The 14,668-nt window shown below is 60.8% G+C and carries 16 protein-coding genes; 9 read left to right on the top strand and 7 right to left on the bottom strand.

Translation table 11 applies throughout. The features are described from left to right. The first annotated feature begins 118 nt into the window (after positions 1 to 118). The 4 genes from YUA_RS0117345 to YUA_RS0117360 all read left to right on the top strand — a co-directional run bounded on the left by YUA_RS0117345 (position 119) and on the right by YUA_RS0117360 (position 4,870). Positions 119 to 1,237 (top strand): AI-2E family transporter, encoded by a 1,119-nt coding sequence (locus tag YUA_RS0117345; protein ID WP_051383235.1) that lies wholly within the window; start codon positions 119 to 121, stop codon positions 1,235 to 1,237. Positions 1,238 to 1,633: 396 nt separating this feature from the next. After that, the gene (locus YUA_RS0117350; protein ID WP_051383236.1) at positions 1,634 to 2,827 is read left to right on the top strand and encodes an HlyD family secretion protein; all 1,194 of its coding nucleotides are present in this window, start codon (positions 1,634 to 1,636) and stop codon (positions 2,825 to 2,827) included. Between the two features lies 1 nt (position 2,828). Further along, positions 2,829 to 4,373 carry a DHA2 family efflux MFS transporter permease subunit gene (locus YUA_RS0117355; RefSeq protein WP_027531840.1) on the top strand — a complete coding sequence of 515 codons (1,545 nt, stop codon included), beginning with the start codon at positions 2,829 to 2,831 and terminating at the stop codon, positions 4,371 to 4,373. Between the two features lie 23 nt (positions 4,374 to 4,396). Beyond that, the gene (locus YUA_RS0117360) at positions 4,397 to 4,870 is read left to right on the top strand and encodes a phosphate-starvation-inducible PsiE family protein (RefSeq protein WP_027531841.1); all 474 of its coding nucleotides are present in this window, start codon (positions 4,397 to 4,399) and stop codon (positions 4,868 to 4,870) included. 19 nt (positions 4,871 to 4,889) lie between these two features. Here YUA_RS0117360 and YUA_RS44265 read toward each other — a convergent pair whose 3' ends face one another. Together YUA_RS44265 and YUA_RS0117370 are read right to left on the bottom strand one after the other, a co-directional pair. Beyond that, positions 4,890 to 5,288 (bottom strand): PRC-barrel domain-containing protein, encoded by a 399-nt coding sequence (locus YUA_RS44265; RefSeq protein ID WP_063627798.1) that lies wholly within the window; start codon positions 5,286 to 5,288, stop codon positions 4,890 to 4,892. A 93-nt stretch (positions 5,289 to 5,381) separates the two neighbouring features. Then, positions 5,382 to 5,804, bottom strand: a complete 423-nt coding sequence (locus YUA_RS0117370; protein ID WP_156947154.1) for a hypothetical protein — start codon at positions 5,802 to 5,804, stop codon at positions 5,382 to 5,384. A gap of 412 nt (positions 5,805 to 6,216) precedes the next feature. Between YUA_RS0117370 and trxC the strand changes: the two genes are divergently transcribed. Beyond that, on the top strand, positions 6,217 to 6,669 hold the full coding sequence (trxC, locus tag YUA_RS0117380) for a thioredoxin TrxC (protein ID WP_027531844.1): 453 nt from the start codon (positions 6,217 to 6,219) through the stop codon (positions 6,667 to 6,669). Between the two features lie 23 nt (positions 6,670 to 6,692). Here the strand turns inward: trxC and YUA_RS44270 are convergent, their stop codons facing one another. Continuing rightward, the gene (locus YUA_RS44270) at positions 6,693 to 6,986 is read right to left on the bottom strand and encodes a DUF2188 domain-containing protein (protein ID WP_035971112.1); all 294 of its coding nucleotides are present in this window, start codon (positions 6,984 to 6,986) and stop codon (positions 6,693 to 6,695) included. 171 nt (positions 6,987 to 7,157) lie between these two features. On the opposite strand from YUA_RS44270, the gene YUA_RS0117390 reads away from it, so the two are divergent. Both YUA_RS0117390 and YUA_RS0117395 read left to right on the top strand, forming a co-directional pair. Further along, positions 7,158 to 7,829, top strand: coding sequence for a dienelactone hydrolase family protein (locus tag YUA_RS0117390; RefSeq protein ID WP_027531845.1), 672 nt, complete (start codon positions 7,158 to 7,160; stop codon positions 7,827 to 7,829). A 502-nt stretch (positions 7,830 to 8,331) separates the two neighbouring features. Beyond that, positions 8,332 to 8,856 carry a DedA family protein gene (locus YUA_RS0117395; protein ID WP_027531846.1) on the top strand — a complete coding sequence of 175 codons (525 nt, stop codon included), beginning with the start codon at positions 8,332 to 8,334 and terminating at the stop codon, positions 8,854 to 8,856. A gap of 75 nt (positions 8,857 to 8,931) precedes the next feature. Here YUA_RS0117395 and YUA_RS0117400 read toward each other — a convergent pair whose 3' ends face one another. The 4 genes from YUA_RS0117400 to YUA_RS48295 form a co-directional block, all read right to left on the bottom strand. Further along, entirely contained in the window at positions 8,932 to 10,050 is a 1,119-nt protein-coding gene (locus YUA_RS0117400; protein WP_027531847.1) for a site-2 protease family protein, read from the bottom strand. A 164-nt stretch (positions 10,051 to 10,214) separates the two neighbouring features. Beyond that, positions 10,215 to 10,889: an HAD family hydrolase gene (locus YUA_RS0117405; RefSeq protein WP_027531848.1), complete on the bottom strand. Its 675-nt coding sequence runs from the start codon at positions 10,887 to 10,889 to the stop codon at positions 10,215 to 10,217. Positions 10,890 to 10,991: 102 nt separating this feature from the next. After that, positions 10,992 to 11,804, bottom strand: coding sequence for a DUF4010 domain-containing protein (locus tag YUA_RS48290; protein ID WP_051383238.1), 813 nt, complete (start codon positions 11,802 to 11,804; stop codon positions 10,992 to 10,994). An 18-nt stretch (positions 11,805 to 11,822) separates the two neighbouring features. After that, entirely contained in the window at positions 11,823 to 12,284 is a 462-nt protein-coding gene (locus tag YUA_RS48295; RefSeq protein ID WP_084292659.1) for an MgtC/SapB family protein, read from the bottom strand. Positions 12,285 to 12,963: 679 nt separating this feature from the next. On the opposite strand from YUA_RS48295, the gene YUA_RS0117420 reads away from it, so the two are divergent. Next, a complete protein-coding gene (locus YUA_RS0117420; protein ID WP_035971115.1) occupies positions 12,964 to 13,368 on the top strand; it encodes a nucleoside deaminase in 405 nt (134 codons plus the stop codon). A gap of 850 nt (positions 13,369 to 14,218) precedes the next feature. Continuing rightward, positions 14,219 to 14,596 (top strand): hypothetical protein, encoded by a 378-nt coding sequence (locus YUA_RS0117430; RefSeq protein WP_027531851.1) that lies wholly within the window; start codon positions 14,219 to 14,221, stop codon positions 14,594 to 14,596. Positions 14,597 to 14,668: the final 72 nt, after the last annotated feature.

The following is a 14,668-nucleotide window of genomic DNA, read 5'->3' on the forward strand; positions in this document are numbered from 1 at the left end:
AGAGGGTCTCGTCAAGAAACGGCGCCGGCGTCCGCAAGTTGATGGCCGTCAACGTCGGGGGTGGCCAGCGATGTAGCCTGCGAGCAAGCGGATCGTAGTCAGCACGATAGGATCCCCAATGCAGCGCCACGACTTCGTGCGAAGCGACGACGGAAGTGGACCTCGCACGCTGGAAGAACCTCGACTGCCGTCCGAATCGCGCACGCGGGCGATGACCCAGGTCGTCATCGCGGTCGCCGTTGTGTTGCTGGCGCTTTGGGTCGCGCGCGACTTCCTGGTTGCATTGATCTGGGCGGGCGTGATCGCCATCACCACGTGGCCCATCTACGTTAGGTTCACGCAGCTGATTTCTGCCCGACCCTCATCTTTGTTAGCATCGGTGCTATTTACGTTCGCGGTCGGCCTCGTTCTTATCATCCCCATTGTATTGACCGCACATCAGGTCGCCCAAGGGGGCGAGGCCTTTGTGCACGTGCTCAATCGTCTGCGCGAAAGCGGAGTTGTTGTGCCGGCCTGGCTGGTGCAGCTGCCGATTGCCGGCGAATACCTCGATCTCTGGTGGCGTGCCAACCTCAGCAATCCTGAGGTGCTCACGGAATGGTTTCGCGGCGTAAAGATCGAAAATCTGACGGCCTGGACTGGCACGCTCGGCGGTGCGCTGCTGCATCGTCTCTTCCTCTTCGCCATTACGTTGATCGCGCTTTGCTTGATGCTGCGCGACGGAACATGGCTGGCGGACCGGTCGGTCGTCACCGCTCGGCGCTTGCTCGGCGATCCCGGCACTCGCCTGATCGGCAAGATCGCCGAGGCAACCCGCGCCACCGTGAACGGAACGATCGCAGCGGCGATTGTGAAGGGCGCTGCCGTCGGTATCGCCTGCGTCATGATGGGCGTGCCGCATCCGCTGCTATTTTCGGTGCTGACAACTGCATTGGCAATGGTGCCGCTCGGCGCCTGGGTCGCGCTTGCGGCGGCCTCTCTGACTTTGCTTGTTCAAGATGGCACCTTGTTGGCGCCTTTCGGACTGTTTGTTTTTGGCGCGGCGGTGCTGCTGATCGGCGACAATTTTATTCAGCCCGCTCTGATCGGAAGCAGCGCTGAGCTGCCCTTCCTGCTGGTGCTGATCGGAATCCTCGGTGGGATGCAGTCGTTCGGATTGGTCGGTCTCTTTCTCGGGCCGGTAATCATGGCGGCGCTCCTGACGGTATGGCGCGAATGGATCTGCATCCGGGAGTGACGGTCGGGCTGATCGTCGTGGCTTCTTCTAACTCTTAACTCTCATCGTTCATCGGGCGTGAAAAAAGACGGACCGCACGGCTTTCGCCGGCGGTCCAAGTCTCGGGAGGAAACGCCCAGGAGGGGCAAGCGACGCGAGAAGTCGCCAAGTCCAATTCGCAGATCGAACGGCCTCATGCATTGACGAGGCTCAATTTTCTGCCTGGATTTTGTATTTCGCGAGCGGTGACGCGCCGAGCACGTCCCGCTGCCTCTTCGCCTCGACGCTGTCGGCGACTTTTCCTGACCGTCTCAAAGCATCGGTGGGGCACGCAGTCGGAAAACGCTGACACCCGTCAAGGTGCCGAAGATCGATTGACGCAACATTGCGGCTAACCGGGACCGCGAGTATCGCGCCATGCCAGACAGCGGCTTCGAAACATTTGCGAAAGTTGGCGAACCCAACACGGCCCGCGCACTCCCGAGGCGTTCTCCTCACCTGGATCGGGACCTCCAGGATTCGACGGGGACGCCTGGTGAAGAAGGCCCGCCATCGCCGTGGCGGAGCCGCTGGCGCCGGCCGCTGCTGACCCTTGGTCCGGTCGCGCTGGTTGTCGGCGCGCTCGCCCTCTATCTGATGACCGGCCGCTCCGTGTCGGAGGAGGATGCCTATGTTCAGGCCGTGAGCGCGTCGGTCAGCGCGCAGATCTCGGGTCAGGTCACCGGCATCGCGGCAAAGTCGAACGCGCCGGTGAGGAAGGACGACCCGCTCTTCAGTGTCGATTCGGAACCCTATCGGATTGCGCTGGCCAATGCCGAGGCGCAACTCGGCATCGCGCGCGACCAGGTGCACACGCTGATGGAGACCTATCGCGCACGCCAGAGGCAGATCGATGAGGCCAGGGCGACGGCCGACTACACGCAGGCCAATTATGAGCGCCAGCAGCAGCTCTACAACACTGGCTCCGCGCCCCGGGCGACGCTCGATGCCGCAATACGCGACCTTCAGGCGGCGAAGGCCAATCTGGCAAGCCTGGAGCGGGAGGCCGCGGCAGCGCTCGCCCAGCTTGGCGGCAACCTGGATTTGCCGGTCGACCAGCAATCCACGGTCAAACAGGCACAGGCGGCCGTCGATCTCGCGGCACGCAACCTGCGGCTCACCTCTATCGTCGCGCCCTTCGACGGCATTCCCCATAATGTCGAGAGCGTCGCGATCGGGGTTTTTCTGAATGCCGGACAATCCGCGTTTCCGCTGGTATCGACGCGCGATCTCTACATCGAAGCCAATATCAAGGAGACCGATCTCACCTACGTGAGGGAGGGGAATCCGGCGCGCGTCATCGTCGATGCTTATCCGGACGCGCCGATCGACGCGCGGGTAACGTCACTGGCGCCGGCGAGCGGATCGATCTTCGCGCTAATACCGCCACAAAATGCCACCGGTAATTGGGTAAAGGTGGTGCAACGCTTACCGGTTCGCATTTCGTTCGATCAACCCGCGAACCGCCCGCCACTGCGCGCCGGCATGAGTGTCAAGATATCGATCGACACCGGCCACCACCGATCGCTCCGCGAACTGTGGCGCGACTTCACCGCGATTTTCGGGGCCTGACATGGCGAACGGGGCCATGGAGAGCGGCGTCATGAACCGCGGAATGATAACAGCAACCGTGATGCTTGCGACCCTGATGCAGGCGCTCGATATCACGATCGCCAATGTCGCATTGCCCTATATGCAGGGCAGCCTGTCGGCAACGAGCGACCAGATCAACTGGATCCTGACTTCCTATATCGTGGCGGCGGCGATTGCTACGCCGGCAACCGGCTGGCTCGAGGCCAGGCTCGGCCGCAAGCCCTTATTCCTGACGGCGGTGATCGGCTTCATTGCGACCTCGATGCTCTGTGGGGCGGCCGTGTCGCTGGGACAGATGGTTGTCTTTCGTCTGCTGCAGGGTATCTTTGGCGCGCCGCTCGTGCCGCTCTCGCAATCCGTGCTGCTCGACTCCTATCCGCCGGAGCAGCAGGGCCAGGCGACCGCGATATTCGGCCTCGGCGTGATGTTGGGCCCGATTCTCGGGCCGACACTCGGCGGCTGGCTGACCGATTCCTATAGCTGGCGCTGGGTGTTTTATGTCAACCTGCCCTTTGGCGTGGCATGCGCGCTCGGCATTTTGCTGTTTCTCCGACGGCGCGCCGAGCGGCCCCCGGCGCGGCGGCTCGACTGGCTTGGGTTCATGTCACTCAGCCTGGGCATTGGCGCATTGCAGCTTTTCCTCGACCGAGGCGAGCGCCTCGACTGGTTTTCCTCTCGCGAGATTCAGTTAGAGGCCGCGCTTTGCATGCTCGGCCTCTATCTCTTCACGGTCCACTCCCTGTCGGCGCACGATCCTTTCATCGATCTTGCGCTGTTCCGCGACCGGAATTTCGTGATCGGTATCATCCTGATTTTCATCGTCGGTGTCGTCCTGCTCGCGACGCTGTCGATGCTGACACCCTATCTCGAAAAGCTCATGAACTATCCGGTGCTGACGGCTGGCCTCGTGCTCGCTCCACGCGGTGTCGGGACTATGATCGCGATGCTGGTGGTCGGGCAGTTCGTCCGCCATATCGACGGGCGGATCCAGATCGCGACCGGTTTCGGACTGACGGCGCTGTCGCTCTATTTCATGACCGGCTTTACTCCGGATGTGTCGCAGGGCACCCTGGTCCGCACCGGTCTGCTGCAGGGTTTCGGCATCGGATTTGTCTTCGTGCCGCTCGGCACGGTGGCGTTCGGTACGCTTCCGCCGGCGTTGCGCACGCAGGGAACCGGGCTCTTCAATTTGATGCGGAATATCGGGGCGAGTATTGGCATTTCGCTGATGAGTTATCTACTGGTGCGCAATTCAGCCACCACCCAGGCCGGGCTGGTCGAGCATATAACCCCCTACCGGCAGGTGATACGCGACCACGCCCAGCATTTCGGTCTCGCCACCGTTCAGGGGCGGGCCGCACTTACCCAGCTCGTTTCCGCACAGGCAGAAGCTGTCGCGTTCATCGACAACTTCAAGCTGATGATGTTTGTATCCTTGCTGGCGATCCCGCTGGTAATGCTGATACAACGTCCAAGTCGATCTGCTGGCAAAGAGGGCCCGGCAGGAAGGCTTGCAGAAGCGTGAGACGCGTCGTGTCGGAGGCCTTGATGTCGATCAGGCAGGAGTTGAGGGCGGCGAGGGACCGATTGGGGCTGCTAACGCTGTATCAGCGCTTCGAGTACTTCGTCGTCATGTTCCTCACGGCGTTGATCGCCGTCATCGTCGTCGCCGCGCTGTGGACGCTGACCCTGAGGATCTTGTTTGGCCTGGTTCTCGCTGGAGGATTCGATCCATCCGACTACTCGGCGTTCCAAGCTGCATTCGGCATGATCCTTACAGTGATCATTGCACTCGAATTCAAGAAAACGCTTCTGGTGGTGGCTGAGCGCCGCGATATTCTTGTCCAGATACGCTCGGTCGTGATGATCGCGTTATTGGCTATCTGCCGGAAGGTCATCATCCTCGATCTCACAGAAACGGACGCGCTGCACATCCTGTCACTGGCGGCGGCGATCTTCGCGCTCGGCGTTGTCTATTGGCTGATAGGTCGTCGCGATCCGGCGGAGGAAGAGATGGCCTGACGATAGGGAGTACGAGGCGCTATCGACTGCTGACGAAGACCGGCAGTTTTTGGAGCGCATTACGGCTGGCGCCCGGCAACACAATGTGGCTGGAGGACTCGTCGAGCTTGAGGCTACGGTATGGAATAGCGACGAGCTGGCCGCCAAGTCCGGTGAAATCGCCGACGGCAAGGACGGCATAGATGTTACCGTCCTTGCCGAAGATGAAATCACTGATTCGTCCGATCGTCTCGCTCTTATCGTTGACGACGGGTTTTAGCTTCAGGCTTTCGGCACGGTAGCCGCGCGCAACCTCGTTCGTCTCAAGCGGCGTGAGACCGACTTCCTGTGCAGCGGCGCGATTCATCCACGGGGCGAGCGCGGCGATCGTCAAGACGACCACCGCTTGCGATGGCCACGAGAAGCGCGATCTGATCATCACATCACCTCCGTTGCCGCCCGCAGGGACCCGCCATGCCACGCCCGGCGCGTCGCCGGTATCATTCGCCGAGATCAATCCAGCTGCGGATCGTTACCGAGAAGGCCGGTCCGCGGTATTGCTCGTCGATCCGCCTGTATTCGATCCGGTAGTACTCGAACCCGTCGTGGTGTTATCCATGACGATCTGGGTGACGAGCTTATTGTCAGGATCGATCAGCAGGATCCGGTCCGGCAGTTTGACGAAGAGAAGGTTCTTCGTCTCGGGAACCTGATCGGTAACGTTGCCTGGCATCGACTGCGCCGACATGGAATTGGGAAGTTTGTTGCCGACCTGCGGTTGCTCGCCGGATGGCCCAGGCTGCGAGGGCGAAGACGCGAGCCCCTGGCTGACGGCCTGTTGCTGATTTGCCGTCAAGTCGGGGTGAACGTCGCCGGGGGCACGCTGGGCGGCGGCCAAGCTTATGCTGCCAAGAAGCGCAACGGCGATCGCGCCTCCGCGAATGAGTTGGTGCATGATCGTCTCCTGAATAGACTGAGGGATTCGGATCAACCCAGGCGGTCGGAGGTACCACAACACTCGAGCCGCATGGTCATCAGGTATCCTACAGGCGGCAAAGCCGGAGCACGTTGACTGTCGTCAAGATCACGCGAGATTTCGTGGCTCGATAGATTGATAGGATGAGTTGCTCTCCGGCTTGACTGCCGCGCAGGACGGACAGGCCGCATTACGGAACCCGCGGCCATTCCGGGTGCGTCCAGCGACGACCCTTTCGATCGAAAAGGCGCGCCTGCGCATGAGCCCGGTGATACAAGCATCGATCGTGATGATCTCAACGCCGATGTCCGCGAGGAATTGATGCTGGTCAAGGCCACTCGCCAACAGAGGCGTTACCATCTCCGAGCCTCTCGGAAGCATAGGAGCATACATGGCCGACGCTCTGCATATTGTTTGCCCGCATTGCGATGCCATCAACCGCGTGCCGCGCCAGCGGCTCCGCGATGGTGCAAAGTGTGGGTCATGCCATCGCGTCCTCTACGAGGGCCGATCGGTCGCGCTCGATAACGTGGTGCGCTTCGACAAGCACGCGAAGCACAGTGACGTGCCGCTGCTCGTTGATTTCTGGGCATCCTGGTGTGGTCCGTGCAAGGCGATGGCGCCGATCTTCGAACAGGCCGCGCCTCAGCTCGAGCCCGATGTGCGGCTGGTCAGGATGAACAGCGACGCTGCGCCGGAATTGCTGCAGCGCTTTGGCATCCAGGCTATACCGACCCTGATGCTTATCCTTCACGGCAGGGAAATCGCCCGTCAGTCTGGAGTCATGCCGCTGCCTCGGCTGCTAGCGTGGACTCGGGAACACGCCGACGGCATCAAGGCCTGACCGACGATGGCCGAGCCAGCGGTTCATGAACCGAACAATCTGATGAGCCACCCCCTCGCAAAATTGGTGCAACTCGTTCTTCCATCAGGGAGATGAACGACGAGCTTGGTTTCCAACTCCCGGGCAATGGGCTGCGCGGCCAGTTCGGCGTCTTCCCGGGTTGGATAATGACCGAGTTCGCGGCCCCTGTCGTCGCGAACGACCCAATCGTCGAAATTATCGTCCGGAACAACGTGAATGGCCGCAATCATCGGGCGAACTCCACACCAAGCACCATGCTTATCGAACTCGATCTTCCCCACATTGACGGACGTCATGGTCACGCGGGGCTTCTGTCGGGTAGAGGTCCTTCAAAAGCGCGCCGCGAACCACAAACCAGGTGTGTTGCTCGCGATCGACGTCAATTCGTAAGGTGGGCGGCTTCTCGTCCGCAGCGGGCAGACAGAGGCGGAGGTCGCCGTAGCGAGCTCCCAGGAAGGAAAGAAACCATGCCCGATCCTGCCGCTCAAACGATTGAAGAACAATTGATAGACATCCAGGTCGGCTCGCGATCACTCTACGGTAGGCTGACAGTGCCGCTCGAATCCGCCGGCCTTGTTCTGTTCGCGCAAGGCAGCGGGAGTGGACTTCATAACCCTCGCAATCGCTACGTGGCGCGTCTGCTCAACGAGTCCAATCTTGCGACTCTTCTTATCGATTTGCTGACGGTCGAGGAGCAAGAGATAGATCTACGCACGAAGCTCTTGCGGCTCAATATTGCGCTGCTCGCCGAACGGCTGATTGGAGCCGCCGACTGGTTCGCGCAATACCCGCATACGCAGGGCCTAAGGCCCGGCTATTTCGGAACTGACACAGGTACAGCGGCAGCGTTGGAAGCGGCGGCGGTGCGTTCCGATCAAGTTGCTGCGATCGTATCGCGAGGAGGCCGTCCCGATCTCGCAGGTTCTGCCTTGGTGCGCGTCAGAGCACCGACGCTGCTCATTGTAGGCGGAAACGACGTCGAAGCAGTTGAGCTGAACCGGGAAGCGTTCAAGCAGCTGAAATGCGAAAAGCAGTTCGCCCTCGTGCCAGGCACAACACGCCTGTTCGAAGAGCCTGGTGCGCTGGACGAAGTGGCTGTACTGGCGCGTCGATGGTATCACAATCACTTCGGTGGGTGAACGCGATCCGCGAAGGCGCGGTAAGGGATCAGTTGAGCTACCGTTTCTGGATGTCCGGCCGCTGACACGCTCAATTTGCTTTGGGGAGGAGCTGAAGTAGGAGCCGCGGCGCGAATCCTGGACGCGAAATTTCTAGAGAGGGATGTCTCGCAGGCTGTCGATGTCAAGGATGTCAAGAAGATCGTCGGGTTGCCCGACTACTCACCAGCGAGTTCAGCCAAGTCGCACAAGCGAGGATTGCGAGCAGCAGAGCAAAGTCTCCGCGCGCGCACGACCCGGCGTCGTCGCGGGCTGTTTTTTCGCGAAGCGTCCTGAACCAAGAAAGTCCGTCAACGCTCTGTCCGGCCCGGCGAAGGAAAAGCTATGGAAGAGGAGTTGAACATGCCGGGATTATCCGAAGCTTCAAGGACCGCATGCGGAACAATTTGGTAGTCTAAATAGCTGTTTTCCCAATAGCACCTTCTTGCATTTCTTTAGCGCTGCTTGGTTGATGCGAATGTCGATCGAGTCCTACGCCCAGCAAATCATCGACTTCGTGCGTCAGAACGAGACTTGGGCGCCGCCGATTGTTTTCGCGCTCGCTTTCGGCGAGTCTCTAGCATTCATCTCGATGTTCGTTCCGGCTTGGGCTGCGCTGATCGCGATCGGCGGGCTGGTCGGCGTGAGCGAGATCAAGTTCTGGCCGATCTGGGTCGCCGCCTCGATGGGCGCGGGGCTCGGCGATTGGATATCCTACTGGATCGGTTTAAAACTGGAGAAGGCCATCTACCACCGGTGGCCTTTCTCCCGTTATCCGGATCTCATTTCGAAGGGGGAGGCTTTCGTGAAGAAATGGGGCGTGTCCGGCGTATTCATCGGTCGTTTTTTCGGCCCGTTGCGCGCAGTCGTTCCACTGGTCGCCGGCATCTTCGCGATGCCCTATTGGCCCTTTCAAGTCGCCAATTTCACTTCGGCGTTCCTGTGGGCAGCCGTGGTACTGCAAATTGGCAAACTCGGATCGGACGCCCTGACTTGGCTCTGGGAGTAGGCGGCACCAATTTCGGTGCTCATTGGCGCAAAATGCCAGCTCCAAACAAACTCAGATCAGATAAAGCGGGTCCGTTCAGGCTGCCGCGGGCCGGTGGCTGCTGCCCAGGCGGTATCCAGGCGGCATGGCGCCCGCAATCATCAGCATTTCGCCCAGCGTTTCGGAGCTCACAAGTCCAACCAGCCGGCCCGCACCATCGAGGACACCGACGGCGGGCGCATCTTTTTCCTGCAGGAGTTTGAGCGCGTCTTCCAGCGTGCAGCGACGGTTGCAGGTCGGGAGGGGCAACAATGTCGCGTCCTTCATGCGGGCCTCGGGGCCGAGCTCCTTCAGAGCGCGGATCAGATCGGCGCGGGACAGGATACCGACCGGCCGCTGCGCATGATCGACGATCGGGAATTCGCTCTGACTGGTGCGCAGCAGGAGCTCGATCGCCTCGTCAAGGCGCGATTCCGGCGTGAGCATTGCGAATTGCGTCATCGTCGCGGCGTCGACCGGCACGCCTTGCGACAAGGAGCGGAGGGCGACCATATGGGCTTCCGAGGAGGCCGCCAGATAAACGAAGATCGCGATGAAGATCAGCATCGGGCTCCCGAACAGGCCGATGAAGCCGAGTGCGAATGCGACCCCTTGACCGATCATCGCAGCGATCTCTGTGGCGCGCACGAAGCCGAGCCGCACTGAGAGGAGCGCGCGCAGGATGCGTCCGCCATCCATCGGGAAGGCGGGGACCAGGTTGAAGAGCGCGAGGAACAGATTCACCGATGCGAGCCGGTCGACCATCGAGACCTCGGCGCTCTCGACCGCCGCGAGCGAGCCGCCGTCCAGTGTCGCGCTCGTGACGAGGACGAGACCGAACGCGATCACGACATTGACCAGTGGGCCCGCGATCGCGATGAGGAATTCCTCAAGCGGCTTTTCCGGAATGCGCTCCAACCGCGCGACGCCGCCGATTGGAAGCAGGATGACATCGGGTGTCAGAACGCCGAAGGCGCGCGCCGTCAGGATGTGGCCGAACTCATGCGCCAGCACGCAGAGGAACAGAAGCACCATGAAGAGAAGGCTGCTCCAGGCCGCATTGCGCCCGCCCCAGACGTAGCTCGCGCCGAAAATCCAGGCGAGGAAGAGGATGAACGTGATGTGGATTCGGACGGCTGTTCCGGCGATGGAACCGAGCTTCAGGGACCAAGACATGGCTGGCCTCGCAACGGTGGAGCTTCGGGGCGGAGGTAGGATGACGCGGCTGTCCTGCTGCCGCACTGACAAACCGCAAGCCCAACGGTGTCAATCCGCTTGCATATTCTCGAGGCCGATCCCCGGCTCAGGGGGCATATTACAGGCCTTCACGCGTGCAGGCATCATCGCCGGCCTCCAACCTCGTCGACATGCCTGAACAGATCGGCCGGATCATCGTAAACGCGGATTGCACCGGATTGCCTCAACTCGTCTTGTCCATAGCCACCGCTCAAAAGACCGACGCCCAAGGCCCGGCATCGTATTGCCGCCAGCATGTCCCAGACGCTATCGCCGACAACCACTGCTGTTTCGATAGGTGCTCCCAGTCGGGCGGCGGCCGCGAGAAACAGGTCCGGATCGGGTTTGGCATATTTGACCTGATCGCGCGTCACCACCGGGATCCTATCCGGATCGACGCTGAGCGCGGCCAGATTGACGGCTGCGGTTTCCATTCGACCGCTGGTCGCAATCGTCCACGGAATACCGGCCTCCGACAACCACGACAGCAATTCTCGAGCTCCCGGCAGAGGCCGGATGTATCTGGCCTGCTGACGGTACGCGGCGGCGTGGCCCTCGCGCAGCCGTTCCGCGCGCTCATAGCTAATCTCGAAGCCCGTCTCGCGCAGAAGCTGGTCGGTGAACAAGCCGCCGCTCATACCGATCTTGCGATGGATGCGCCAGACCGATAGTTCAATACCTTCAGCGTCAAGCGCGTGCTTCCAGGCAAGGACGTGTTGGTACACGCTGTCCACCAGCGTTCCATCAAGGTCAAATATAAAGACTGGCTCAATACGCATCCGATTTCTCCTTCGATAGCATTGTCATCTGCAATGGCAGAGCACCTTTGATTTGGCGGTGCCAGCGAGTGGCAATCCTCGGCCTTGGCAATCAACGCCTGTTCATGCGGCGAAGACAAAGGTCAACCACAGCGCCACTGCTCCGACGAGAAGGCAAAGCAATGCCATGGCCGCGATCTCAACGGCAAACGGGCCGCGGCCGATCAAGGCTCCGATAGCGATCTTGCTGACGGTATTGCTGGCGACGGCGCCGAGAATGGCCACCGCCGCATCTGACGTACTCAGAATCTCAGGTGTGAGGCGCGCCATGGACACGGTGATTGCATCAATGTCGGCAATTCCCACGAAGATCGCGCCCGCCAACGCGCCCGTAGCGCCAAACGTTTCTCCCACCGCTCGACCTAGCATGACGATCAATGCCAGAAAAAACGCAAATCCCAGGACTGACCAAAAATCAAACGGATTGCGAAAATCTACACTCTGATGGCTGCCGGTGTCAGTCTTTGGCCAGTACACCCAAATGACGGCGAACCCGGCTGCCACGAGTGAGACAGCAACGAGGGTCGGCGCGACAAGCATGAGGAGACCAGGCTTGAGCGCTGCCACGATGGCGGCCACGCGGAGGAACATGATAACGGACGCGACCGCGACGCCGGCCGCAAGCAGACGGGGTGAGCCTTCACCCGCGGCAGCATGGCGCGCGTTGGCGATGGTCACTGCGGTGGAAGACGCGAGCGCGCCGGCCGCGGCCGCCAACAGCAGCCCGCGCCGCGCGCCGAAATTCGTCACCGCGGCATAGCCGAGGAACGAAACGCTGGCGAGGACGATGGCGATGATCCACACGTCGCGCGGATTGACCCCGCCGAAGGGGCCGACCGGATGATCGGGCATGATCGGCAGCCCGAGGAAGGTCATGGCGAGCAAGATCAGTCCTCACTGAAACTCCGGCCACGTGATATTCTCCAGCCAGCCGTGAAGCTCCTCTCGAAAGGCAAGCAGGCCCGCGGCCGCGACTGTTGTGCCGGCGGCTATCCGCAGATCGCCGAGCAGCGCATAAGCGCCGAGAGCAAAAGTCAGCATGCCAGCAATCGCAGTGGTGGCCGAGAAAGTTCCAACCGCCCTGTTCTCGTCGCGGGTGAAGAGAGTAACGACCGCAGCATAGGCGGCAAAGCCAAGGCCGAGAACGATACCGCCGACGGCGCTCGCGGCACCTGCTGACGCTCGTGACGACAAGGCCAGCGCCAGCGCCGCGATTACGCCGCCGAGCAGACCCGAAATGGCAAAGGTGCGGATTCCCGGGGCACGACTTCCAAGGCTCGCTTGACGTCGGCGCCAACCCCGTTCGAGGCCGATCAACAGCCCGATGCCGAGCGCGACCGCGAGACGAGGGATCAGTTCTTAGAGGTCCTTGGACGGGTCCATGTCCAGACCGTTCTAGGCGCGATCGGGGTCCAGTTAAAGATCAAACCAAAAGATCAGGCGCGGCGTCGTCAGCCAAGCCCGGAGCATTGCGCCGCTCGGCAATGACTGCCAGCCTTGCATCAGCGCAAGATCCATCATTTACCGAAATCTAGCGGCTCCCGCCTCGTGAGCACCTTGACTGGCGTCAGCTTTCTTGAGGGTTTTCAGCGGCCAATATCTTTGTCGGCCGCTCTGTGCAGCATATCGCGATGTAGGTCGTGCGTCCGTAAGCACGGTATGGAACTTTGTTACTACGGCCCCTTCGCCGAGCGCGCAACAGCCAAAAGCTTTCGGGAAGCTTGATGGACGTCAAATGCGCTGTGCGTCTGCCTGGACGATCGAGAAACAGGACGTCGAGCGTAACCGTCTTGAGGCGCCCCAGGCTTCCTGCAATCCAATGCTATTCCCGTCATTCGACCGGCGCGCCGAACGAGAAAAGGCCGACCTATCAAGATGCATGAGCGATGGCGTGCAAGGCAGAGTCAATCGGCGAAACGCAACATGCAAACGGCGCAGCGGGAGCGGTGGCGCAAGTTCGTCGGATGCGCAGGCGCGGCCCGCAGTCGCGGTCGTGTCAAGTCAGGCTACCGTTGTCAGCTCATGAGGTCCAGTGATGGCTGAGTTGGACCAGTTGATGATGAAGCACTGCATCAGCATTGCGAAGGCGTCAGGGAAGGCCGGAGAGTATCCATATGGCGCGGTCATCTGCCGGGACGGTGTTATCGTGGCTGAGTCCGTCAATCGCGTTACCCACGACAGGAACGTGACGCACCACGCCGAGCTCGTTGCAATTTCGCTGGCAGAAGAGTCGCTCGGTACCATTAGCCTGGATGACTGCGAAATCTATGTAAATGCAGAACCGTGCGCGTTTTGCTCTTACGCGATCCGGGAGAGCAGAATTCGCCGGGTCGTGTACGGGGTCAGTTCCCCGCACATGGGAGGCGTCTCGAAGTGGAATATACTCGGCGACGTGGATTTGTCTCGCAGTATGCCAGAGGTGTTTCGCACCGCCTCCTGAAGTCGTTGCGGGATACATGGCCAAGGAAGCCGAACAGGGATTGATTGATTGGAATCCACTCATTGCCGCAATTATCGCTCGACGCGGCCTCTTTGGCGCGGCACCACAGGCGATAACCGGCATTATGGAGGCCTGCCGCGTCCGGCGACCTCGCCGACGCGAGCAAATGCTTCGCTTTTCTGCGTCGTCACTTCTTTGACTGTTTCGGACGCCGTTAAGCATCCGCGGGGTGGTCCTCAAGTTTCGCTCCCCGCGACGACGGATGCTATGTCCGTGTACATAAGGCGACTGCCGCTGCGTGCCGCTCAACCGGCCGAGATCGAGTTCGTCGTGATTGCGCAGTAGTCGCTACTAGGATTCGCTCAACTGTCGAGACTCCGCCGAAAGACGCGCTGCGCGTCTGGATGCCCCCGTGGTCGCGGGAGGACCGGTTGACTCACTCGGAAGAGAGGAGCTTAGTCATGATAGAACATGCTCGGTGTGAAATGCGGGTTCCGGTGTATGGAAGTCTGGATAGTCCCCGAGCCCGTCACAGCGCCAAGCGACATGTTCCTCCGTTGATGACATGACGCCCGATGATGCTGCACAGCGCTGAGATGCGGTGGTTCTTCGTGGGTCCCTCGCCAGAATGGGTCGCGGAGTGGTTCGACGCCGGCGAAGGACGGCTACTGGAGCGGCTGGAAAAGCCAAGGACCGACTCCTATCTGGTCTTCTTCGGGTCCTCAGGTGTCGGGGTGAAGCTGCGCGAAGCGCCTGGGAAAGGTCATCTGAATTTCGAGATCAAGGCACTGCGGTCAGCACCTAGAACCGTCGAGCCTCGCCCGGCATCCTGGAAAAGGCGGACGCCTGTGTGAAATGGTCCGTCGAGTTCCCCGCGGCGGAGGATCTTCGGCAGAGCATGCGGGAGGGATCGCGGTGGATCGACGTCGAGAAAAAGCGCTGGCTACTCAAGTATGAGCTCAAAGCTGACGCCGCACCGAAAGAGGTCTTGAAGGAGGCAAGGCCCGACGAGGGATGCAACGTGGAGTTAACGGAACTGGTGGTGGTGGGAGGCCATTGGTGGACGATCGGATTCGAAGCGTTCGGTCTGCCGGAACGGGTCGACTGCCATCTGCTGGCAAGCCTTGAGACGTTCTTTTCTGGCTCCAGAGCGACAATTCCGTGCCCGCTCCTGGAGGCAAATTCGCTGTCGTACCCGAGCTGGTTTGCCAACATCGGCGTCGTTTGAATTTCATCGGCACCGGGCATCAAGGGCCGCCGCAACCGCAATTTGGATTTGAACACGCGTGGCATGCGCCCC

Source organism: Bradyrhizobium sp. WSM3983 (assembly GCF_000473045.1).
GTDB lineage: Bacteria > Pseudomonadota > Alphaproteobacteria > Rhizobiales > Xanthobacteraceae > Bradyrhizobium.

Excerpts from the sequence above, each read along its gene's own strand:
- YUA_RS0117345 (WP_051383235.1), top strand. The coding sequence starts at position 119 with ATGCAGCGCCACGACTTCGTGCGAAGCGACGACGGAAGTGGACCTCGC.
- YUA_RS0117405 (WP_027531848.1), bottom strand. The coding sequence starts at position 10,889 with ATGCGTATTGAGCCAGTCTTTATATTTGACCTTGATGGAACGCTGGTG.
- YUA_RS44265 (WP_063627798.1), bottom strand. The coding sequence starts at position 5,288 with ATGATCAGATCGCGCTTCTCGTGGCCATCGCAAGCGGTGGTCGTCTTG.
- YUA_RS48290 (WP_051383238.1), bottom strand. The coding sequence starts at position 11,804 with ATGACCTTCCTCGGGCTGCCGATCATGCCCGATCATCCGGTCGGCCCC.
- YUA_RS0117355 (WP_027531840.1), top strand. The coding sequence starts at position 2,829 with ATGGCGAACGGGGCCATGGAGAGCGGCGTCATGAACCGCGGAATGATA.
- YUA_RS0117370 (WP_156947154.1), bottom strand. The coding sequence starts at position 5,804 with ATGCACCAACTCATTCGCGGAGGCGCGATCGCCGTTGCGCTTCTTGGC.
- YUA_RS0117400 (WP_027531847.1), bottom strand. The coding sequence starts at position 10,050 with ATGTCTTGGTCCCTGAAGCTCGGTTCCATCGCCGGAACAGCCGTCCGA.
- trxC (WP_027531844.1), top strand. The coding sequence starts at position 6,217 with ATGGCCGACGCTCTGCATATTGTTTGCCCGCATTGCGATGCCATCAAC.
- YUA_RS44270 (WP_035971112.1), bottom strand. The coding sequence starts at position 6,986 with ATGACGTCCGTCAATGTGGGGAAGATCGAGTTCGATAAGCATGGTGCT.
- YUA_RS0117420 (WP_035971115.1), top strand. The coding sequence starts at position 12,964 with ATGGCTGAGTTGGACCAGTTGATGATGAAGCACTGCATCAGCATTGCG.
- YUA_RS0117360 (WP_027531841.1), top strand. The coding sequence starts at position 4,397 with ATGTCGATCAGGCAGGAGTTGAGGGCGGCGAGGGACCGATTGGGGCTG.
- YUA_RS0117390 (WP_027531845.1), top strand. The coding sequence starts at position 7,158 with ATGCCCGATCCTGCCGCTCAAACGATTGAAGAACAATTGATAGACATC.
- YUA_RS0117350 (WP_051383236.1), top strand. The coding sequence starts at position 1,634 with ATGCCAGACAGCGGCTTCGAAACATTTGCGAAAGTTGGCGAACCCAAC.